Consider the following 22,591-nt stretch of genomic DNA (forward strand, 5'->3'; position numbering starts at 1 on the left):
GTCCGGAAGGGATCACCGTGGATTTCAGCTTGTTCTACTTCGCCAACGACAGCGCCGCGGAGGGCGACCGCTACCGGTTGCTCCTGGAGGGCGCGAAGTTCGCCGACGCCAACGGGTTCAGCGCGGTGTGGACGCCCGAACGGCACTTCCACCCGTTCGGCGGGCTCTACCCGAACCCGGCGGTGACCAGCGCCGCCATCGCCGCGGTCACCGAACGGGTGCAGATCCGGGCGGGCAGCGTCGTCGCGCCGCTGCACCACCCGCTGCGGATCGCCGAGGAGTGGTCCGTGGTGGACAACCTCTCCGGCGGCCGGGTCGGGGTGTCCTTCGCGTCGGGCTGGCACGCCGACGACTACGTGCTGCGGCCGGAGAACTACCAGGACCGCCGTCAGTTGCTCGTGGAGCACGTGGAGACCGTGCGCAGCCTGTGGCGCGGCGAGTCGGCAACCTTCACCAACGGCGTCGGCGAACCGAAGGCCGTCAAGATCTTCCCGCCGCCGGTGCAGCGGGAGCTGCCGGTGTGGGTGACCAGCGCGGGCGGCGTGGAGACCTTCCGCGCGGCCGGCCGGCTGGGCGCGGGCGTGCTCACCCACCTGCTGGACCAGGACCTCGACGGCCTGGCCGAGAAGCTCACCGAGTACCGCAAGGCGCTGGCCGAGCGGCCGGGCGCGGACGGGTGGCCGGGGCACGTCGCCCTGATGATCCACACCTACCTGGACGACGACGAGGACCGCGCCCGCGAGCTGGTCCGCGCGCCGCTGAGCGACTACATGCGCAGCTCGCTGCACCTGCTGCTCAACGCGCAGCTCGACGGGCGGCGCAAGATCGACGTGTCCAAGCTGTCCGACGAGGACACCGCGTTCATGGTCGAGCGCGCGTTCGACCGGTACTTCGACTTCGGCCTGCTGGGGACCGTGCCCAAGGCGGCGGCGGCGATCGAGCAGTTCCGCTCGATCGGCGTGGACGAGGTCGCCTGCCTGATCGACTTCGGGCTGCCCGCCGACTCGGTGCTCTCCGGCCTGGTGAAGCTGGACGAGCTGCGCCGCGCGGCGGTGGCCGGGTGACCGGGCGTGGCGGGATCGTCGACTTCGCGGTGGCGTTCCCGCAGGGGCGGCTGACCGTGCAGGAGATGCACGAGCGGTCCGGCGTGTCGGTGCCGGAGATCCTGGAGGTCACGCACTGCGCCGAGTTCCCGGTGCTGGGCGAGGACGAGCAGGCGTGGGAGCTGGCGGTCGACGCCGCCGGCACCGCCCTGGAGCGCACCGGCACCGACCCCGACGACATCAGCCGGGTGATCTACGCGGGCGCGGGCTACTGGGACTCGCCGGCGTGGTCGCCGGCCGCCAAGGTCGCCGACGAGCTCGGCGTCACCGGCGCGCACTGCTTCGAGGTGACGAACTTCTGCAACGCCTTCACCCTGGGGCTGCGGCTGGCGGTGGACGGGCTGACGCCCGGCGCGGGTGAGCGGGTGCTGGTCGTCGCGGCCGAGCGGTTCTCCGGCGCGGTCGACCGGGCCGACCCGGACTCCAAGGCGCTGTTCAACTTCGGCGACGCCGCGACCGCGGCCGTGGTCGCCGAGACCGACTTCTCCTTCGCCTACCTGGGTTCCTCGGCCCGGACCGACCCGAAGTGGTGCGACTACTTCGTCGGCGACTACCACGACACGGGCGTGCACACCCGTCGGCGCGGCAAGCGCAAGGGCCTGGCCGACACCTACGTCGAGAACTTCACCGCGTTGACGTGGGAGACGTTGAAGCTGGTCGGCAAGGACCTGGCGGACGTGCGCTACCTGCTGGTCAACCAGAACGACAAGAAGGTGCAGGAGCGGCTGCTCGCCGGGCTCGACCTGGGTGACGACCGCAGCGTCTTCAACCAGTTGAACTACGGGCACATGGGGTGCTCGGACACGCTGATCGCGTTGCGGGGGCTGGCCGACGAGGGCGCCCTGGCCGACGGCGACCTGGTGCTGCTGGCGACCAGCGGCGCCGGGTTCAGCTGGTCGGTCACCGCACTGGAACACCGGGCGGGCTGATGGTCGACGTGGTGGTGGCCGACTCGCTCGACGAGGTCGGCGCGGAGGAGTTCCACGCCCTGGACGGCACGCTCGGCGCGCTGGGCAGCCGGGGCCGGCTGGCGCAGCACACCGGCGACCCGCGCTGGACCGCGCGCTACGTGCTGGCCCGCGACGGCGGCCGGCTGGTCGCCGCCGTGCCGCTGTTCCTGGGGCACGGCACGCAGTGGTCCGACCAGGTCAACTGGCCGGGCGACTGGGCCGACGGGCAGCAGCCGGTGCAGGAGAAGAGCGCGCTGGTCGGCGGCCGGCTGGAGATCCGGGGCAGCCTGCGCTGCGCGGCCGACCCCGGCGTGGCGCGGGCGGTCGGCGAGGCGTGCCGGGACGAGCTGGTCGGCCGCGAGGTGTTCTTCGGCTACTTCGACCAGCGGCAGCAGGCGTTGGCGGACAGCGTGTTCGGGCCGGTGCGGTGGCTGGTCCAGTACGAGGACTTCGACTACCCGGCGCAAGTCCTCGGCGACCTGGCCGACGTGCCGCGTTCGGTGCGCCAGTCGATCCGGGCGGGGGAGCGCAAGATCGTCGAGTTCGGGATCGAGGCGACGGTCGTGCCGTGGGCCGAGTACGAGGGCAGCGCGTGCGCCCTGATCGCGGCGCAGAACAAGCGCAAGGCGATGACCGACCACGCCGCGCTGGCCGAGTACCGGCTGGACCGGTGGGCCGCGTGCGACGGCGTGTCGGTCTACATCGCGCACGCCACCACGGGCACGGAGGAAGGTGCCGTCAGCCTGCTCGTGTACCGCGACGAGATCGAGGTCTACGAGGTGGGCCTGCCGGAGGGCGACGGCCCGTCGCGCCGCACCCTCTACTCGTGCCTCACCTTCGACGAACCCCGCCGGCTGGCCCGCGAACTGGGCCTGCGCAAGATCCGCGCCGGCCTCGGCGCGGGTCAGCCGAAGAAGATCCGCGGTGCCCTGCCGGTGGCCCGGGGCTGCGGCCGGATCCAGCTCTGACCCTTCGCCGGTGCCCACGTCCCGGACGTGGCACCGGCCGGCGCTCCGCCCCGCACAGGCGTGGGGCCGCGCTGTCAGCGGGAACCGTTGGCGAGCATGGTGATCATCGCCTCCGGCGTGATGGTCGAGGGGCGGTCGCTGACCTGGCCGTCGCCGAGCTCGACCACCCGCCACGTGCCGTCGGCGCGCCGCACGAGGTCGGCCGTCGCGAACGGCAGGGCCAGGGCCGCGATCAGCGGCGTGAGCGGGGCTAGGTCGGGGGCGGGCGGCAGGTCGTGCGGGGTGTCGGGGTGCGGGCCGGCCGACCGGCAGACGCCGTCGACCCACCAGGTGCGCACCTCGGCGGAGGCGAAGTCCTCGAAGCGGCGCAGGACGAAGCCGCCTGCCAGGTCGTCGTCGCGCAGCTCGCGGAACCGGCCGGCGACGGCCCAGGCCGCGTCCCGGTCGCCGAGTTCGGGGATGAACGCGGCCTCGTGCCAGTGGTGCTTCATCGACTTGGTGTAGTCGCGCAGCACGGCGGGACCGGGGCCCAGCTCCCGGCGGGCGTGGTCGAAGGCGTCGCGGTCGGTGCCGGTGGTCCACGTCGACGCGGGGGTGTGGGCCGACAGCGCGGCGTACCAGTTCGGCAGTTCGTGCGCCCGCCGGTACTGCTCGGGCGTCGTGCGCAGGGTGACGTCCCGCCGGGCCAACGCCGTGGCGAAGGTTTCGTAGTGCTCACCACGCAGCATCCAGCCGCGGTAGACCGCGTCGGCTCCCGGCGGAACCCTGCTGACGGCCCGCTCGGCCCCGCCCGGCCTGCCCAGGGCGTCGTGGTCGACCACCGCGACCTCGATCCCGGCCGCCCGCGCGGCCGCGGCCTCCTCGGCGAAGTGGTCGTCGGGACGGCGGGGGCGCAGGACGTCGCCGGGCACGAGCAGCAGCATGGGCGCGATGATCCCAGGGGCGCGGTCGCGGCCGGGGGGCGAGTACGTCCTGCACAGCGGGAACGCGACCGTCGACGGGAACTTCCCGCTCAACAGCGGTGCAACATGACCGCCGGCGTCGTGTTCGGCAAGCACACCTGGAGGCACCTGGCCTCCCACGGCGACCTGCGCGCGGTCGCGCGGCGGTGGGAGGCGCAGCGCGCCCCGGACTTCGTCGGCGGCACCCTGGCGGACAGCCTGTTCCTGCCGTCCTACCCGGGCGAGTCCGACTGGGGCGCGGCCAAGGTCGAGAACAGCGGCATCCCGGCGGCCGACCTTGTCGTGCCGGAGGTGTTCGACGGTGACGGTGAGGTGGACGGCGAGGCGCCGCACGCGCGCCTGGTCGCCGGGCTCCCCGTGCTGCGCGACGACATCCGCTGGAGCCGACCACCAGCGGTCCCGTCCCGCAGAGCCAGGCGAACTCCGCTCCAGCCCGCTCGAAAAAGGGGCGGGCCCCGCGCCGGTAGGTGGCGCGGGGCCCGGGGTAGGCCGGACGGCAGGGGGTCGGGACCTCCTGCCGCCGGTGGGCTAGCCGGTCGTGAAGACCACGTCGACCCAGTAGTGGTTGCCCTGGTGGCTGGTGTTCGGGAAGCCCGCGCCGACCCGGTACAGGCCGTTGAGCGCTCCCTCGACGGTCGCGGGCGCGGTCAGCGGCGGTGACGTCACGGAGCGACCCGCGAAGTACCCCTCGTTGACCGAATAGTGCCCGTTGGGCGCCAGGTAGGACGCGATGTACGTCGTCCCCGCCGTGACCGCCAGCGGTGTCGTGAAGGTCAGGGTCTGCCACCCCGAACTCGACTCGCCGGTGAACGTGCCGGTCGTGAGCAACGTCCCGTCGACCGACCACACCGAACCGTGGTGCTCGCCGGTGTTGTCGTTGCCCTTGTAGAACTTCACGCCCGTGACGAACCCGTTCACCGACGGCGTGAACCGCACCCCCAGTTCGTAGGCCGCGGTCTCCGGGGTCGACGGCACCGTGGGCACGGTGGCCGCGCTGAACAGCGAGCACGGGCAGCCTGCCGCCGCCGCCGTGGTGAACGACCACGTCGACGGGCTCACCATGACGTTGCCGCCGGCATCCGCCGCCACCACCGTCACCGTGTAACGGGTGGAGCCCGCGAGCGGTGCGGTGTTCGGCGTCCACACCACGGTCTGCTGGTCGACCGACCGGCTCAGCTCGCCCCGGATGGTCGCGCCGCCGGGATCGGTGACCGCGAACGTGGTGTTGGTCAGGTCGATCGGCTCGTCGAACGAGGCGGTCACATGGCTGGTCAGGCCCACCGACACGGCGTCGCTGAGCGGCGTGTGGCCGGTGTGCGCGGGCGGCGTGGTGTCACTGCCGGGCACGTAGTCGACGTCCACCCAGTAGTTGTTGCCCTGGTGGCTCAGGGTCGGGAAGCCACCGCCGACCATGAACACGCCGTTGGGGTTGTCGTACCCGGTCTGGGACGCCCGCAGCGGCGGCGCGTCCACGCCCGTGGTCTGGAAGTACCCCGCGTCGATCGCGTACCGCCCGCTCGGCGCGGTGTACGACGCGACGTAGGTCAGGCCCGGCGCGACCACCACCGGCTGGGCGAAGGTCAAGGTCTGCCACCCGCTCACGGTCTCGCCGGTGAACGTCCCGGTCGCGAGCGGCGTGCCGTTGCGCGTCCACAGGGTGCCGGTGTGCGTCCCGGTGTTCTCGACTCCCTTGTAGAACTTGACACCGGTGATCTTGCCGCTGCGCGTCGGCGTGAACCGGACGCCCAGCTCGTACAGGCCGTTGTCCTGCGCGGCCGTCACTTCCGGCACGGTCGCCGTGCTGAACAGCGAGCACGGGCAGGACGGTGTCGACGTCGTGGTGAACGTCCACGACGCCGTGTCCGTCATCGCGTTGCCGTTGACGTCCGCGACGAGCACGTGCGCCTTGTACTTCGTGTTGGGTTTCAACGCCCCGATCGGCGTCCACGTCACGGTCTTCTGGTCGCCGGACAGCGCCACCGTGCCGTCGAGCTTCGCGCGACCGGGGTCGGTGAGCCAGATCTGCGTCGACGCCGGGTCCATCGCTTCGGAGAACCCGAGCGACAGCGGCGACCCGAGCCCGACGTCGGTCGCGTTCTCCGGGGGCGTGCGGGTGGTGAGCGTCGGCGGTGTGGTGTCGCCGTTGAGCCCGTTCTTGTAGATCACGTCGACCCAGTAGTTCGTGGAGTTGTGGCTCGACGTCGGGAAGCCGGTGCTGTTGTACCGGTACACGCCGTTGGGCCCGTCGACGCCGCCGGCCAACGCGCGCAACGCGTTGTACGACCGGCCTGTGGCGAAGTAGGCCGGTGTCGCCGAGTAGTGGCCCTGCGGTGCGAAGTACGACACGACGTAGGTCGTGTTCGCCTGCACGATCACCGGCGAGGAGAACGTCAGCGTCTGCCACCCGCTCGCGGTCTCGCCGGTGAACGTCCCGGTCGCCAGCAGCAGGCCGGTGGACGACCACAGCGACCCGGTGTGCGTGCCGCCGTTGCCGGGGCCCTTGTAGAAGCGGACGCCCAGGACCTCGCCCTTGCCGTTGAACCGCACCTTGGTGCCGAGTTCGACCGGGGTGTTCTCGGGTGCGCTGAGCACGTCCGGGTCGATGAAGTCGTCCCACACCGTGCACGGGCACGCCGCCGGCCGCAGTGCGCCGGTGGTGAACGGCCAGGGGTGCACGGCCGTCTGGTTGCCCGCCGCATCGCGGACCCGCACCGACGCTGTGTAGCCGGTGCCCGGGGTCAGCGGGTCGGTCGGTGTGAACCGCGCCGCCAACCCGTTGGGGGTCACCGAGGACGTGCCGGCGATCGAAGCCCCGCCCGGTCCGGTGAGGGTGAACTGGAGCGAACTCGGGTCCACGGCCTCGTCGTAGGTCGCGGTCAGCGTCGGGGTCAGCGACACGCTGGCCGCGCTGCTCTGCGGCGTGGTCCCGGTCAGCTCGGGCGCGCGGGTGTCGGGGCCGGGGTCCGGCGCCCACACCACGTCGACCCAGTAGTTGCTGTCCTGCGACGACGCCTCGGGGTAGCCCGCGCCACCCCGGAACACGCCGTTCTTGCCGTCCACCCCGGTTTGCAGGCCGGTCAGCGGTTCGAGGTACTTCGAGGTGCGGCTGAAGTACTCGGTGTCGACCGAGAAGTGCCCGGTGGGGGACAGGTAGGACACCACGTAGGTGGTGCCGCCGGTCACCGCGACCGGCACCGGGAACAGCAAGGTCTGCCACCCGGACGGGGTCTCGTTGACGAACGTCCCGGTGGCGAGTTGCCGCTTGTCGGGACCCCACAGCGTGCCGGTGTGCGTACCGGTGTTGTTGGGGCCCTTGTAGAACCGGACACCCCGGACGTACCCGTCGGTGCCCGCCCGCCACTTGACGCCCAGTTCCAGCGCGGACCCGTCCGCGCTGTCCGGGGTCTTGGGGCTCTCGTGGTCGGCGAAGATCCCGCACGGGCACGTGCGCGCCCCGACACCCGGTGACGCCGACACGGGCGTGGACAGGTTCAGCGAATCGTCCACCGCGCGCACCCGGATCTGCGCGGGACCGGACGCGGCGGGCGTGTAGCTGTAGGACCACTGGGTCTGACCCGCCTGCCACCCGGCCGGGTGCCAGCGCACGCCGCCGTCGGTGGACACCTCGACGCCCGCGACCTGACCGGCGGCGTCGGTGACCTGGCCCTTGAACGTGTACTGCGTGCTCACGGTCGACACCGTCGGCACCGTGGTGTAGGTGACCACGGGGGCCGCGGTGTCGGTGATACCGCCGGTCTGGGTGAGGCCCTGCATCAGCGAACCGGCCTGGACACCCATGTCGGCCAGGAAGTTCACCGTGGCCTGCTGCATCCGGATGTCGGAGGTCGGGGTGTTGGTGAGGAACGCGTGCTCGTCGTCGAGGCCCCACGCCCACTGCACCGTGCCCGCGCCGAACACCAGCGAGCCGGACGGGTGCTTGTAGTACGTCAGCGCGTGGGTCTCGGTGCCGGGCGCGTACAGGTCACCGTGGTTCTGGAGGATGTACGGCCCGTCGTCCATGGTCACCGTCGTGCGCGAGAGTTGCGCGACACCGGCTGGTTGCTCGCCGTTGTCCGGGACCGTGTTCCACTCGTAGCCCAGGGTTCCGGGCTGGAACGTGTGGGTGGCGTCCGACGCCAGGTGCTGGAGGTCGGTGTTGCGCCACAGGCGCATCCTGCCGTAGGCGGCCGGGACCTGGAGCGAGTCGTCGCGCCGGCCGTTGACCGAGAAGATGTTGCCCAGCAGGGCGTTCTCCGGGCGCCCGCCGTCCTGCTCGGGGTGGCGCGGGTCGCGCCACGTGCCCGTCCAGTCGGGCAGGTGGTCGTTCTGGGTGCCCTTGGTCTCCTTGAACGACGCGAGGGTCCGCCAGTCGGTCTGGGAGGGGTCGATGCTCTTCTCCCAGCGGGTCTTCCAGAAGATCTCGTTGCCGGTCAGGAACGCGAGGTGCACCCCGGCGTCCCGCGCGGCCTCGACGTTCGCGCGCTGCTCGTTGGACCAGTACTCGTCGTGCCCGACGGCCATGAACACCTTGTGGTTCTTGATCAGCTGCCCGCGGCGCGCGCTGTCCACGTCGGTGGTGTAGCTCAGGTCGTAGCCGTTGCGCTCCAGGAACTTGAGCATCGGGAACTCGGCGTTGAAGATGAAGTTCTCGTCGCCGTCACCGCCGGTGTACGGGCGGTTGTAGCTCACCTTGTACGCCTGGCCGCCCTGGCCGGGGCCGTCACCGAAGTACAGCGAGTTGCCCCGGTACCGGTTGTAGGCCACCCAGGTGGAGTCCGAGGTCTGGAACAGGATCTTGGAGTGGCTGGTGTCGTCGCGCACGACGAACACGATCTCGTTCTGGAGACCGTCGTCGTCACGGGTCGCGCGGGCGTAGTAGATGCCCGAGACCGCGTCGGCCGGCACGTTCCAGGTGACCGAGACCGCCCAGCTGCCGCAGTCGTTGAGCGCGGTGGGACCGTCCCGCAGGCACGGCGGCTGGCTCTGCGGAGTGCTCCGCCGCACGGTGTCGACGTAGCGGGCGCCCCGGTTGTCGTAGTACCCGAGGCGGAAGATGTCGATCGTGTACGACGGGGCGCTGGTGAGCATCTTGAACTGCACCTGGCCACCCGGCGTGGCGCTGATGTCGGTCGTGTAGCCGAGGATCGAGTCGTCCCGGGAGGGGACCTGCCAGTCCAGGGCCCCTTCTTCGAGGTTCTCGCAGAGGACCTTGTTCGCCACCGGCGGATCGCACGGCGCGGCGACCGCGACGGGGGCGAACACGACAGGTGGGGCGACGACGGCGGCGGTGAGGACGAGGAGTGCTGCCACCCTCGCCACCACCGCGCGGGATCTGTGGCGGGCGGCGCCCGGTGATGACATGGTCTGGCCTCTCCCCCTCCGGAGCGCAGACCGCCCCGGTACACGGCGGGAATCGGCCGGGGGGCACCGACCGTTACGGTGACATTCGATCACCCCACCTTTCCGATACTCGCCGGGAACGTCTGCGGCGCAACGGGAACCGCCGAGCAGCGGCGGCGGGACAGGGCCGCCGCGCCCACCGGCGCTGCTCCCGTCGGTGGACGCGCCGCCCGCTGCGGGGGAGACCGGCCGGCAGCCTCCCCGCCCGGCCCTACCGCTGGGACCGGGCCACCAGCTCCAGCGCCAGCCGCTGGAGCTCCGGGCCGGCCTTGTCCGGGCTGCCGGTGTCGAACGGCGGCTGCGGGTCGTACTCCAGGGCGAGCTGCACGGCCTGGGCCGTGGTGTCGTCGGTCAGCGCGGCGGTCAGCCACAACCCCATGTCGATGCCCGCCGACACGCCGGCGGCGGTCACGTACTTGCCCGACCGGACCCAGCGCCGGGGCACGTAGACGGCCCCGTGCGGGGCGAGCAGGTCCTTGGCGGACCAGTACGTGGTGGCCTCGCGCCCGCGCAGCAGCCCGGCGTGCGCCAGGATCAACGACCCCGTGCACACCGAGGTCGTCCACGTGGTGCGGGCGTCGATGTGCCGGATCCACCGCATGGTCGGCTCGTGCCGGACCACGGCCGTCGCGCCCGCGCCGCTGCCGCCGGGCACCAGCAGCACGTCCAGCCGGTCCACGTCCTCGGTCCGCAGGTCGGCGACCAGCGCCCCGTGCCCGGTGTCGCCGCGCACCTCACCGCGCCGCCGCCCGATCAGGCTGACCGACGTGTCCGGCAGGCGGGACAGCACTTCGGCGGGCCCGACCGCGTCCAGCAGCGTCATCCGGTCGTAGAGCAGGATGCCGATCCGCCGTCGTGCGCGCCCTCCCCGCTCGCCCGCGCCGGACCCCGCCGCCGCTCCCGCTGTTCCCGTGCCCGCCGTGACGGCTGTCGCGCCCGCCGCGACCGCTCCGGCGACCGCTGCCCGCAAGACCTGCCTGCGTCCACGCATCCCACACCCCCGGTGTCTGTCCCCAGGTGGTCGGGCGCGGGGCCGCTCCGGTTCCCGGCGTCAGGACCGGGCGCGCAGCAGGGTGATCCGGCCCGCCCCCAGCTCGGTCACGTACAGGTGCCCGCTGCCGGGGTGCTGGGTCACGTCCAGCGGCTGGTTGAAGCCGGTCAGGCCGGTGATCCCGGTGGTCCGGTTGGACAGCGCGCCGCCCGGTGCCACGTCGAAGGTCTGGATGTCCTGCCCCGACGAGTAGCGCACCACCAGCAGCTTGCCGTCCAGCCGGCCGCCGAACGCGCCACCCCGGTACTCGATCGCCCCGTTGGCCGAGGCGTGCAGGCCGGCGTCGTAGGTGCCGGCCAGGTCGAAGTTGCGGTCCGGCCGCGTGCCGACCGGGTAGGCGGCGGCCTGGAACGGGTCGGTGCCCGAGGTCGGGTTGCCGCCCGCGAGCACCCACTCGCAGCGGATCGGCGCGGGGTGGCCGTAGTAGCGGCCCGCCTTCACGTCGAACACGTAGTCGGTCTCGGCGTTCGGGTTGTTGGTGATCGCGGGGACCGCGGGCCCGGTGTACGGGCCGTCCCGGCGGGGTGAGCACGACGCGGGCAGCGGCGTCGGGGTCGCCGGGGCGTTCCCGCCGGCGGCGGACCCGTTCGTCGGCACGTACAGGTGCCCGTTGCGGTGCCACACCAGGTCGTAGGCGTTGCGCACGCCGGTCGCGTGGATGGTGAGCGGGGCCGTCGCGGCGTACGGGTTGTAGCTGCCGCCGGCCTCGGTGCGGACGTTGACCGGCAGCGTCGCGGGCAGGCGGGCCGGGTGCAGCCGCAGCACCGCCGCGCTGAGCAGGTGCTCGGACCGGTTGCCCCACGTCGTGTCGGCCGCGCCCATGGCGTTCATCGACCCCTGCGACAGGTACAGGTCGCCGTCCGGGCCGAACGCCAGCGAGTTCGACTCGTGGTCCTTGATCGAGCGCGGCAGGTCGGTGACGACCTCGGTGTAGGTGCCCAGGTCCGGTCCGCTGAGCCGGGCGATCTTGCCCGACCAGTCCGGCGCGTCGGCCACGCCGCCGAAGTTGTCGGTGACCCACAGCACCGGCTGCGTCGAGGTCGGGTCGAACGCCAGCCCGATCACGGTCCGGTTGGGCGCGCCGGGCAGCCCGGCGGACGTGGCGTGCGCCCGGACGGTGTTGATGACCGTCGCGGTGCCCAGCGTGCCGTCGGCGTTGACCGGGAACCGGTGGATCTGGCCGGTGAACGTCGCCGCGTACAGCCGGCCGTCCGGCCCGACCGCGACGCTGGTGAACTGCGCGCCGGTGGCCACCCCGACCACCTTGTCGAACGCGATCGCGCCGGTGCCGCCGCCGGTCCCGGTGGTGAACACCGACGACCACGGCTGGAACCGGTTGCCCGCCACGTCCAGCACGGCGTCGGTCACGTCGAAGCGGTACAGGGTCTGCGGCGCGAGCGGCGCGGTGGGGGAGAGGTTGACGACGTCGCCGCCGCCGCTGGTGATCACGTTGGCGGGCACCGCCGTGCCGCCGTCGACCTTGGTCAGCCGCACCGAGCCGGCGGTGAGCGAACGCGGGTCCACCGCGCCCGCCGGCAGCCGGAGGTCGGCCACCACGCTGGAGGTCGGCGGCACGCCGGTGGCCAGGTTCGCGGGCGTGACCGTGCGCACCGAGGGCCGGGCCGCCGCGCCCACGACCTCGGCGACGTCCACGTAGTCGAACTTGCTGTTGCTCCCGGCGCGCGGGCTGAGCGTGAGCCGGCCGTCGGCGACGGTGACCACCCGCGTCGCGGACGCGTGCTTGACCGACGCGGTCGGCTTGAACGCCGCGACCCCGCTCTGGTCCTCGACGTCGACGTAGTGCGTGCTGTCGGTGGCCGTCCCGGCGTCGCCGACCGCGACCGTCACCGAGTAGACCCCGTTGGGGACGGCCAACTCCCAGCTGCCCGGGGTCGGCACGCCCGCCGAGCCCGCCGGGAGCTGGGCGTGCACGAACGTGCCCAGCCGCACGTCCGGCGTGCCTCGGTTGCGCCCGTTGCCCACCAGGCTGAGCGGGGTGGTCGTGCCCACCGCCACCCAACCGTAGGTGTGGCCGCCGGCCCGGGTGCCGTACGCCTCGCCGAAATCGCGCACGTACCCCGCCGGGGGTGTCGTCGCCTGGTCCGAGAAGTTCACCTTCAGGCTGAACGCCGCGTTCGCGTGGGCCGGAATCCCGGTCAGCAACAGGGCGACGACGACCACCAGCGAGCGCATTTCGCTTCCCCCTACGCAGACGTGCGGGCGACGATGAGCGACTGACCGGGCATCGAACGCAGCGGATGCGTTGTGGTGCCGTGGAAACCCGTGTCGGCGAGCCAGGACCCGATCTCCTCGGCAGCGTAGACCTGACCGCCCTGGCCGTGGAACAGGTTGAGGCTGAACACCCGCGCGAACACGTCGGTGGCCTGGTCGTCGGAATGCTCGTCCGGTTCCAGCAGCACCACCGCGCCACCGGGGTTCAACGCCGCCGCGACCCGTTCCAGCAGCGCGCGGTTCGCCTCCGCCGTGCGGCCGTGCACCACGTTGAACAGCAGCGCGGTGTCGTAGCCCGTGCCCAGGTCGATCTCGTCGTAGTCGCCTTCGCGCAAGGTGATCCGGTCGGCCAGCCCGGCCTCGGCGACCGCCCGGCCGCCGACCGCCAGCGCGTCGGGCAGGTCGACCACGGTCGCCCGCAGGCCCGGGTGCGCCGCGCACAGGCCGATCGAGTACTTGGCGTGCCCGCCGCCGACGTCCAGCAGCCGATCGCCGACCGGCACCAGCTCGACGGCCTCCGGCACGATCGAGGACGCCATCCCGGACAGCATCCCCTGGAACCGGGCCAACGTCTCCGGCCGGTCGGCCAGCCAGCGGTAGAAGTCCAGCGCGGGCCGGCCGGTGCGCACCGACTGCTCCAGCTCGCCCCAGGACTCGAACAGCACCGTGGACCAGAACCGGTCGACCTGGCTGTACCCGTCGTCGGACAGCCACTTCGCGGTCATCGCGGTGTTGGCGTAGCCGTCCGGGCCGTGCTCCAGGTAACCGAACGCGACCAGCGCGTCGGCCAGCAGCGCGGTGCCGCGCGGGTCGGTGCCGAGCTTCGCCGCGAGGTCCGGCCCGGCCAGCGGGCCGCCGGCCAGCGCGGCGAACGCGCCCAGCCGCAGCCCCGCCGCCATCGCCCGGTACCCGGCCGCGGTCAGCAGGTCCGGGAAGGACGGCGGGCCGTCGCCCGGGGGGAGATTCAGTGGCATGTCAGGACCTCTCCGGCATGACGCCCGCGCGGGCCAGGAACTCGATGTGACGGGTGATCATCTCGGCGTCGGCGGGCGGGAACTCCACGCCGCACCCGGCCGCCGCGCGCCAGGTGGCGGACGTGTCGAACCGGGGCTCCGGCCGGCCGGACGTGGTCAGCCCGTAGGCCAGCGGGCCGAACGCGCTGTCCGGGGCGTCCATCATCCGGGCCCGCCAGGCCGGGTACTCCAGCACCTCGGTGGGCCAGCCCAGCGAGGTCAGCACCGCGCCCAGGTCCGGGTAGCCGAAGCCGTCCGCCCGGTAGTAGTGGAAGTCGCGGCCGTGCAGGTCCGGGCGCAGCGAGAGGCCCGCGATGGCGGCCGCCAGCCGGTCCACCGGCAGCATGTCGATCACGTCGGTGGTGCGCGGCACGACGCCGGTGGCGGCGCAGGTCCGGATCTGCCGGCTCAGGTACGACTCGGTCTTCGCGGTGCCGGTGCGCACGTCGCCGACGATCGCCGCCATCCGGTGCACCGAGACCGGCAGGCCCCGGTCCCGGGCCAGCAGGACCATCATGTCGGCCACCCACTTGGCGGTGTTGTAGCCGGTGTCCAGCCCCGTCGGGTCCGCCGGCCGGTCGGTCTCGAAGATCAGCCGGCCGTGGTAGTTCGTGCCCAGGAACACGCCGAGCGTGGACGTCAGGTGCAACGGCTTGGTGGCGTACCTGGTCGCCAGCCGCAGGATGTCCACCGTGCTGCCGACCAGCGAGGGCATCATCTGCCGGTAGGTCAGCACGAAGTTCAGCAGCGCCCCGTTGTGGTAGACCGCGTCCATGCTCTCGGCCAGCCCGTCGAACCCGTCCTGGCCCAGGCCCAGCAACGGTTTCGACAGGTCGCCGAGCACCGGCACGATCCGCGCCAGCCGCTCCTCCGGTAGGTCGATGTGCGCCCGGCGCAGGTTCCCGCGCAGCCGTTCGACGGCCGCCTCCGGGGACTGCGCCCGCACCAGGCAGTGCACCTCGGCGTCCGAGCGGGTCAGCAGCTCGCCCAGCAGGTGCGCGCCGAGGAACCCGGTCGCCCCGGTGAGCAGCACCCGCTCGGGCGGGCCGGTGCGCACCGGGTGCTCGGCGACGATGTCGTCCGGCGGCCGGGCGTCGGCCCACATCTCGTCGGCCGACGGCAGCCCGGTGCGGTACCGCTGCGCGAACGTGTCGTCCGAGGTCGCGGCCTCCTCCACCACGCGGGCCAGCTCCGCCAGGTCGGCGGTGGCGAACAGGGCGCGCAGCGGCACGGCGACGCCGAGCACCGCGCGGACCTTCGCGAGCACGGCGGCGGCGACCAGCGAGTGCCCGCCCAGCCCGAAGAACGAGTCCCGCCGGCCGACCAGCGGCACGTCGAGGACCTCACCCCAGATCTCGGCGAGCACCCGCTCCACGGGCGTCTGCGCCGGCTCGTAGGGCGCGGCCGCCAGGTCCGGGTCGGGCAGCCCGGCCACGTCGACCTTGCTGTGCGCGGTCAGCGGCAGCTCGTCCAGCACCACCCGGGCACCGGGCAGCATCGCCTCCGGCAGGTGCTCGGCGCAGAACGCCCGCAGCTCGTCCAGCGCCGGCGCGTCCTCGTCCGGGCGCGGCACGACGTAGGCGACCAGGGTCTGCGACCGCACGGCCACCGCAGCGTCGGCCAGCCCGGGGTGCTTGAGCAGCGCGGCGCGCACCTCGCCCGGCTCGATCCGGTGGCCGCGCAGCTTCACCTGGTCGTCCACCCGGCCCAGGAACTCCAGGGTGCCGTCGGGCAGCAGCCGCACCAGGTCGCCGGTGTCGTACATCCGGCCGCCCGGCACGGTCGGGTCCGGCAGGTAGGCCGACGCGGTGCGCGCCGGGTCGCCCCGGTAGCCCCGCGCGGGCGCGATCCCGCCCACGTACAGCTGTCCGGGCACGCCCACCGGCGACGGGCGCAGGTCGGCGTCGAGCACGTAGGCGCGCACGCCCTCCAGCGGCCGGCCGATCGGCAGGGTCGCCGCCCGGTGGTCGACCTCGGAGCCGTCGACCGTGCGGTGGGCGGTGGCGCACACCGTGGCCTCGGTGGGGCCGTAGTGGTTGACCAGCTCGACGCCGGTCGCCTTCGCCCAGTCCGCGACGGCCTGCGGCGGCACCGCCTCGCCGCCGATCATCATCACCCGCAGCGGGCCGTCGGTCTCCGTCACGCCCGCCAGGTCGGCCACCCAGCGCCGCCACAGCGGGGCCGGGCCGTCCACGGCGGTCAGCCGGTGCTCGCGGCACAGCCGCAGCAGCTCCGGGCCGTCCACGGCGGCGGGCTCCGGGTGCACGACCACGGCCGCGCCCGCGCACCACGCCGGGAACACGTCGCCCACCGACGCGTCGAAGCTCAGCGGCGGCACCATCAGGATCCGCTGCCCCGGCCCGAACCCGTGCAGGTCGACGAAGGCCCGGGTGAGGTTGGCCAGCGTGTCGTGCTGGACCTGGACGCCCTTGGGCACGCCCGTCGAGCCCGAGGTGTAGATGATGTAGGCGAGCCCGCCGGCCGGCAGGTCCACCACCGGCGGTTCGGCGGCCTGCCCGGTGAACGCGTCCTGCGAGGTGTCCAGCACGACGCCCGGGTAGTCGCCGAACCGGTCCCGCCCGTCGGGCGCGGCGATCACGACCGGCGCGCCGCAGTCGGCCAGCAGCCCGGCGAGCCGGGCCGGCGGGTGCGCCGGGTCCAGCGGCACGTACGCGCCGCCCGCCTTGAGCACGGCCAGCAGCGCCACCAGCGCGTCCGGCCCCGCCGGCAGCGCCAGGCCGACCGGGGTCTCCGGTCCGACGCCCCGCGCGACCAGGGCGTGCGCCACGCCGTTCGCGCGGCGGTCCAGCTCGGCGAAGCCCAGCTCGGCGGTCGCGGCACCGTCCGGCCCCAGCGCCAGCACGGCGGTGGTGTCCGGGTGCGCGGCGACCTGCTCGGCGATCCGGGCCAGCACGCCGGTGGCCGGCCCGACCGGCCCGCCGTTGAGCGCCCACGCCGCCGCCCGGTCCGCCGCGGCGGTGGTGTCCAGCGCGGACAGCCGGGTGTCCGGGTGCGCGACCAGCGCCGCCAGCACGGCCAGGAAGTGGTCGGCCAGGCGGGCGATGGTGTCCGGCTCGAACAGGTCCGTGCTGTAGTCGAACTGCGCGGCCCAGTCGCCCTCGGCCTCGCGGACGTGCAGGGTGATGTCGAACCGGCTGGTCGCCCGGTCGACGGGCAGCGACGAGGTCGGCATCCCGGCCCACCGGCCCCCGCCCGCGCCGCGGGCGAGCACCAGCATCACCTGGAACAGCGGGTGGTGGGCGAGGTCGCGGCGCGGCCCGACCCGCGCGGCCACCTCGTCGAAGCTCACCTCGGCGTGGTCGAGCGCGTCGACCGCGACCGCCTTGGCGCGCCGGAGGAGTTCGGCCCCGGTCGGGTCGCCGGACAGGTCCACCCGCAGCGCGGTCGTCGTGACGTACATGCCGACCGAGTCCTCCAGCTCGGGGAACGGCCGGTGCGTGCTGGGTGAGCCGATCACCAGGTCGTCCACGCCCGCGCGGCGGCCCAGCAGCAGCGAGAACGCCGCGAGCAGCCCGGCGAAGGTGGTGCAGCCGTGCGCGCGGGTCACCTCGGCCAGGCCGGTGGCCAGCCCGGCGGGCAGGACGAACCGGTGGGTGCGCCCGGAGACGGTCCGGTTGCGGGTGCGCGGCCGGTCGGCGGCCAGGTCCAGCACGTCCGGCGCGCCGGTCAGCCGCTGCGCCCAGTGGTCGAGCTGCCGCTGCCGCTCGCCCTCGGCCAGCCGCCCGGCCTGCCAGTGCGCGTAGTCGGGGAACTGCGCCGCCGCCGGTCGCAGGGCGACGCCCTGGTAGGCGTCGCCGAGTTCACTCGCCACCACGGCCAGCGACTGCTCGTCGCAGATGATGTGGTGGCCCAGCAGCAGCACGGCGGTGTCGCCCGGCGCGATCCGGATCACCCGGACCCGCAGCAGGGGCCCGGCCTCCAGGTCGAACGGTGAGTCCACTTCGGACATCACGACGTCGGACAGGTCGCGGTCGCCCAGGTCGGTGTCGGTCAGGTCGAACACCGGGTCCGGCGAGACCACCTGTTCGGGCACGCCGTCGCGTTCGGCGATCCGGGTGCGCAGCGCCTCGTGCCGGGCGACCACGGTCGCCGTGGCGGCGCGCAGCCGGTCGACGTCGACGTCGCCGCGCACCCGCACCGAGGCGAACATGGCGTACGCGCCGGCGTCCAACCCCAGCTTGCCGGTGAGCCACAGGCCGCGCTGGTTGCCCGACAGCGGGACGGCCGCGCCCTCGGGCCGGCGCGGCACCTCCTGCTTGGCGGCGGCCAGACCGCGCTGCGCGAGCAGGCGGTCCAGCAGCTTCTGGCGCTGGTCGGCGGAGTCGGTCACTGGAGGGTCCTTTCCGGCGCCGCGGCCACCGGGTCCGGCAGGTCGTCCACGGCCCGCAGCCGCGGGCGCGACCAGGCGAAGGCGGTCAGCGCGAACATCAGCACGCCGACCACCAGGAAGATCAGCGCGATGCCGCGACCGTCGCCGGTGCCGATCAGCGCGCCCACGGTGGAGGCCAGCGCGCCGTCGGCGGCCATCAGCGGCTCGGCGACGCCGTCGGACAGCGGTCCGATCAGCAGGAACGCGATCGGCATCGCGGCCGTGCTGATCATCCGCACCACCGCGAGCACCCGGCCGAGCACCGCCGGGTCGACCTTGGTCTGCAACAACGTCACGCAGCACGTGTTCATCAGCGGCAGCGTGAACAGGAACGCCGGCGCCGCGATGCCGATCAGCCACGGCGAGGGCGCGAGGCTGTGCAGCACCAGGAACACCCCGCCCAGCCCCAGCCCGAGGTAGATGCCCTGGACGCGGCGCTTCGGGCCGCCCCACGCGCCCATCACCAGGCCGCCGATGAACAGCCCGCTGCCGCCCGCCGCCATCAGCACGCCCAGCGTGGCCGGGCCGGAGAAGGACAGGATCAGCGGCTGCACCAGCCCGCCGGCGATGGCGAACAGGAAGTTCCACACGCCGAACACCACGCACAGCGTGAACAGCCCCGGTGCGCCGCGCAGCCACTTCAGGCCGGCCCCGATGCCGTCCCGGCCGCCGCCCTTCGCGCCGTCACCGGTGACCACCGGGAGCCGGGCCGCGAGCAGCGCGCCGACCGCGAACACCATCGTCACGATGTCGATGACCAGCACCCCGCGCAGCCCCACCAGGCCCAGCAGCGCACCCGCCACCAGCGGCGCGGCGATCTGCACGCCCTGGGTGATCTGCATGAAGCCGTTGATCCGGCCCAGGTGCTTCGGCGGCACCAGCGAAGGCACCAGCGCCTGGTAGGCGATGATGTGGAACGAGTTCAGCGTCGCGGTGAGCGCCGAGGCGACGTAGATCTGCCACACCGCCAGCGAATCCGTGCTGACGGCGACCAGCAGGAACACCGTCACCACGCCTGCGCCGGTGTCCGCGAACAGCATGATCTTCTTGCGGTCGTACCGGTCGGCGAACGCGCCCGCGTACGGCGCGAGCAGGATGCCCGGCAGCACCGCGCAGAACTGGATGAGCACGAACTGCGTGACCGATCCCGTGCCGAGGTAGACCCACACCCCCAGCACGAACGCGGTCAGCGCCGACCCGATGACCGAGACGAGCTGTCCCGCCCACACCATGGCGAACCGCTTCACGGTGCCTCCCCGAGCATGGCTTCGATCTCCTCGTTGGTCATCCCGGCGAGCTGCACGCGCAGCTCCGCCACCGCGGCGACGCGCCCCGGTTCGTCCAGTGCCACCAGCGCGGCGGCCATCCCGGCGACGGTGGGCGCGGCGAACATCCGGCCGAGCGGCACCGTCACCGAGAACGCGCCGTGCACCCTGGCCAGCGCCTTCGCCGCGAGCAGCGAGTGGCCGCCCAGCGCGAAGAAGTCGTCGTGCACGCCGATGTCCGGCAGGTCCAGCACCTCGCGCCAGATCCCGGTCAGCACCTCCTCGACCGCGTCGCGCGGCCCGACCCGGTCGCCGACCGGCGCCCAGGACGGTTCGGGCAGCGCGTTGCGGTCGGTCTTGCCGTTGGGGGTCAGGGGGAACGCGTCCAGCAGCACGGCGGTCGCGGGCAGCATGTACTCGGGCAGCCGCAGCGCCAGCTCCGCGCGCAGCCGGACCCACAGGTCGTCGGAGCGCTTCTCCGGCACCAGGTAGGCCACCAGCCGGTCGTCCCGGGTCACCACCACCGCCTCGCGGACCTCGCCGGAGGTCAGCAGCGCCGCCTCGATCTCGCCCAGCTCGATCCGGAACCCGCGCACCTTCACCTGGTGGTCGGCCCGGCCGAGGAACTCCAGCGTCCCGTCCGCCCGGTGCCGCACCAGGTCGCCGGTCGCGTAGAGCCGGCCGCCCGGGGTGCGCCCGAACGGGTCGGGCACGAACCGGCTCGCGGTCAGCGCCGGGCGCTCGTGGTAGCCGCGCGCCACGCCCAGGCCGCCGATGTGCAGCTCGCCGACCACGCCGGGCGGCACCGGCTCCAGCCGGGCGTCGAGCACGTACAGCCGGGTGTTGCCGATCGGCGGCCCGATCACCACCGGCGCGGGCGACGGGTCGACCAGACCCGCCGCCGACCACACCGTGGTCTCGGTGGGGCCGTAGACGTTCCACAGCAGCGAGTCCTCGGACAGCAGGTCGTCGGCGAGGTCGCGGGGCAGGGCCTCGCCGCCGCTGATCCTGGTCGTGACGCCGGCCGGGACGCCGCCCGCCGCGTGCAGCAGCCGCCAGGTCGCGGGTGTCGCCTGCACCGCGGTCACCCGCCGGTCGGTCAGCAACTGCCGCAGCGCCACGCCGTCGCCGGCCGTCTCGCCCGGCACCACGAGCACTTCCGCGCCCGCCGTGAGCGGCAGGAGCAGTTCCAGCACCGAGATGTCGAACGACAGCGTCGTCACGGCGGCCAGCCGGTCGTCCGGGGTGAGCGCGAACAGCTGCTGGAACGTCGTCAGCAGGTTCACCACGGCCCGGTGCGGCACCTCGACGCCCTTGGGCGTGCCGGTCGACCCGGAGGTGTAGATGACGTAGGCCAGGTCCTCGCCACTCACCGGAGTGTGGTGCGGCACAGCGGGTTCGGCGTCGGCGAGCCCGAGCACCGGACCGTCGAAGGCCAGCGGGTCCAGCTCCGGGTCGGTCAGCAGGACCGCCGCGCCGGAGTCGGCGAGCATCAGCGCCAGCCGGTCGCCCGGCCAGCCGGGGTCCAGCGGCACGTACGCCGCGCCCGCCCGCCACGTGCCCAGCACCGCCGCGAGGAGGTCCGGCGTGCGCGGCAGGTGCAGCGCCACCAGCGAACCGCGCCGCACGCCGTGCCGCTGGAGCAGCGCGGCGATCTCGCCGGCGCGCCGGTCCAGCTCGCCATAGGTCAGCTGTGGGCAAGACAGCGCTGGGTTGGTCGGCGTTGGGTTGGCCGGCGCTGGGTCGCCGACGCCGGTCACCGCGATGGCGTCCGGGTCGGCGGCGATCAGGTCGAGCGCGGTGGTCGCGGCCGGCAGCGGCAGGTCGGTGTCGTTGAAGCCCTCCAACACCTCCCAGCGCCGCACGCCGGTGAGCGCGTCCAGCTCGGAGATCCGCTTGTCCGGTTGCGCGGCGGCCGCCACCAGCAGCGCCACCAGCCGGTCGGTGAAGTCGGCGACGGTGGCCTCGTCGAACAGGTCGGTGCTGTACTCCACCCCCAGCGCGAGCCCGTTGTCGCGGTGCTCCACGGCCACCGTGAGGTCGAACTTGGACACCCCGGGGTCGGGGGTCAGCGACGTCAGCCGCAGGCCGGGCAGCTCGAACGCCAGCGGCGGCGTGTTCTGCAGGATGAGCTGCGCCTGGAACAGCGGCGCGTGGCCCAGGCTCCGTTGCGGGCTCAGGTGTTCCACCAGCCGCTCGAACGGCAGGTCGGCGTGCGCCAGGCCGTCCACGGCGGACGCGCGGGCCCGGCCGAGCAGCTCGCTGAACGTCGGGTCGCCGCCCACGTGCGCGCGCAGCGCCACCGTGTTGACGAAGAACCCGATCAGACCTTCGAGGTCGGCGTGCGAGCGGCCCGCGACGGGCGTGCCCACCACGACGTCCTCCTGGCCCGCCAAGCGGCCCAGCCGGGCCGCGAAACCGGCCAGCAGCACCATGAACAGCGTCGCGCCGTGCGCGCGGGCCAGGCCCTCCAACGCGGCCAGGTCGGCGGCCGGGACGTCGGTCGTGTGCAGCGAGCCCCGGTAGGTTGCCACCGCCGGCCGCGGCCGGTCGGTGGGCAGGGTCAGCAGCTCCGGCGCGCCCGCCAGGTGCCGCGCCCAGTACTCCAGGTGGCCGGCGGCGGTCTCGTCGCCCATCCGGTCCCGTTGCCACACCGCGAAGTCCGGGTACTGCAGGCGCAGCGCGGGCAGCTCCGGCTCCCGGCCCGCCACCGCCGCCGCGTAGCCCTCGCCGATCTCGGACAGCAGCACCGACAGCGACCACGCGTCGGACACGATGTGGTGCAGGCTGAGCACCAGCACGTGGTCGTCGTCGGCGAACCGGCCCAGGGAGGTCCGGAACAGCGGACCCCGGTGCAGGTCGAACCCGTCCGCCCCGCGCTGGTCGGCGAAGACCTGCGCGGCCGCGTCCCGGTCGCCGTCGGGCAGCTCGTGCACCACCAGCTCGGCGGTCCCGGTCGGGGCCACCAGCTGCACCGGTTCGCCGCCGGAGTCCGGGAAGGTGGTGCGCAGCGCGGCGTGCCGGCCGACCACGCCGTCCAGCGCCCGCCGCAGCGCGTCCCGGTCGAGCGCCCCGCGCACGCGCAACGCCAGCGGGATGTTGTAGACCGCGCCGCCCGGCGAGAACTTGTCCAGGAACCACAGCCGCTGCTGGCCGAACGAGAGCGGGTAGGCGGCCGGTTTCGCCGCGCGCTCGCGCAGCCTGTGCGCCAGCAGTTCCCGCTTGCGCGCGGCGGACCCGGCGTCGGGGTCGGTCAT

11 protein-coding genes are annotated in these 22,591 nt (G+C 73.5%); 3 read left to right on the forward strand and 8 right to left on the reverse strand.

Annotation, left to right across the window (positions count from 1 at the left end; all coding sequences use genetic code 11):
• The first annotated feature begins 17 nt into the window (after nt 1–17).
• The 3 genes from BN6_RS17195 to BN6_RS17205 are packed head-to-tail and all read left to right on the forward strand — an operon-like array spanning nt 18 to nt 3,021.
• Nucleotides 18–1,064 (forward strand): MupA/Atu3671 family FMN-dependent luciferase-like monooxygenase, encoded by a 1,047-nt coding sequence (locus tag BN6_RS17195; RefSeq protein WP_015100957.1) that lies wholly within the window; start codon nt 18–20, stop codon nt 1,062–1,064.
• Nucleotides 1,061–2,032, forward strand: a complete 972-nt coding sequence (locus BN6_RS17200) for a 3-oxoacyl-[acyl-carrier-protein] synthase III C-terminal domain-containing protein (RefSeq protein WP_015100958.1) — start codon at nt 1,061–1,063, stop codon at nt 2,030–2,032. Before BN6_RS17195 ends, BN6_RS17200 begins: the two co-directional genes overlap by 4 nt.
• Nucleotides 2,032–3,021 (forward strand): hypothetical protein, encoded by a 990-nt coding sequence (locus tag BN6_RS17205; RefSeq protein ID WP_015100959.1) that lies wholly within the window; start codon nt 2,032–2,034, stop codon nt 3,019–3,021. The genes BN6_RS17200 and BN6_RS17205 overlap by 1 nt, the downstream gene beginning before the upstream one ends.
• A gap of 74 nt (nt 3,022–3,095) precedes the next feature.
• Here the strand turns inward: BN6_RS17205 and BN6_RS17210 are convergent, their stop codons facing one another.
• From BN6_RS17210 to BN6_RS17245, 8 genes are all read right to left on the reverse strand, one after another.
• The gene (locus tag BN6_RS17210) at nt 3,096–3,944 is read right to left on the reverse strand and encodes an ATP-grasp domain-containing protein (protein ID WP_015100960.1); all 849 of its coding nucleotides are present in this window, start codon (nt 3,942–3,944) and stop codon (nt 3,096–3,098) included.
• A 567-nt stretch (nt 3,945–4,511) separates the two neighbouring features.
• Nucleotides 4,512–9,344, reverse strand: a complete 4,833-nt coding sequence (locus tag BN6_RS17215) for a DUF4082 domain-containing protein (RefSeq protein ID WP_015100962.1) — start codon at nt 9,342–9,344, stop codon at nt 4,512–4,514.
• Nucleotides 9,345–9,594: 250 nt separating this feature from the next.
• Entirely contained in the window at nt 9,595–10,374 is a 780-nt protein-coding gene (locus BN6_RS17220; protein ID WP_015100963.1) for a DJ-1/PfpI family protein, read from the reverse strand.
• Between the two features lie 60 nt (nt 10,375–10,434).
• Nucleotides 10,435–12,627 (reverse strand): Ig-like domain-containing protein, encoded by a 2,193-nt coding sequence (locus BN6_RS17225; protein ID WP_015100964.1) that lies wholly within the window; start codon nt 12,625–12,627, stop codon nt 10,435–10,437.
• Between the two features lie 11 nt (nt 12,628–12,638).
• Entirely contained in the window at nt 12,639–13,640 is a 1,002-nt protein-coding gene (locus BN6_RS17230; RefSeq protein ID WP_015100965.1) for a methyltransferase, read from the reverse strand.
• A gap of 1 nt (nt 13,641) precedes the next feature.
• Nucleotides 13,642–18,030 carry a non-ribosomal peptide synthetase gene (locus BN6_RS17235; protein WP_015100966.1) on the reverse strand — a complete coding sequence of 1,463 codons (4,389 nt, stop codon included), beginning with the start codon at nt 18,028–18,030 and terminating at the stop codon, nt 13,642–13,644.
• Nucleotides 18,027–19,316 carry an MFS transporter gene (locus tag BN6_RS17240; RefSeq protein WP_015100967.1) on the reverse strand — a complete coding sequence of 430 codons (1,290 nt, stop codon included), beginning with the start codon at nt 19,314–19,316 and terminating at the stop codon, nt 18,027–18,029. Before BN6_RS17240 ends, BN6_RS17235 begins: the two co-directional genes overlap by 4 nt.
• Nucleotides 19,313–22,591, reverse strand: a complete 3,279-nt coding sequence (locus tag BN6_RS17245) for a non-ribosomal peptide synthetase (RefSeq protein WP_015100968.1) — start codon at nt 22,589–22,591, stop codon at nt 19,313–19,315. The genes BN6_RS17240 and BN6_RS17245 overlap by 4 nt, the downstream gene beginning before the upstream one ends.

The organism is Saccharothrix espanaensis DSM 44229 (genome assembly GCF_000328705.1).
Taxonomy (GTDB): domain Bacteria; phylum Actinomycetota; class Actinomycetes; order Mycobacteriales; family Pseudonocardiaceae; genus Actinosynnema; species Actinosynnema espanaense.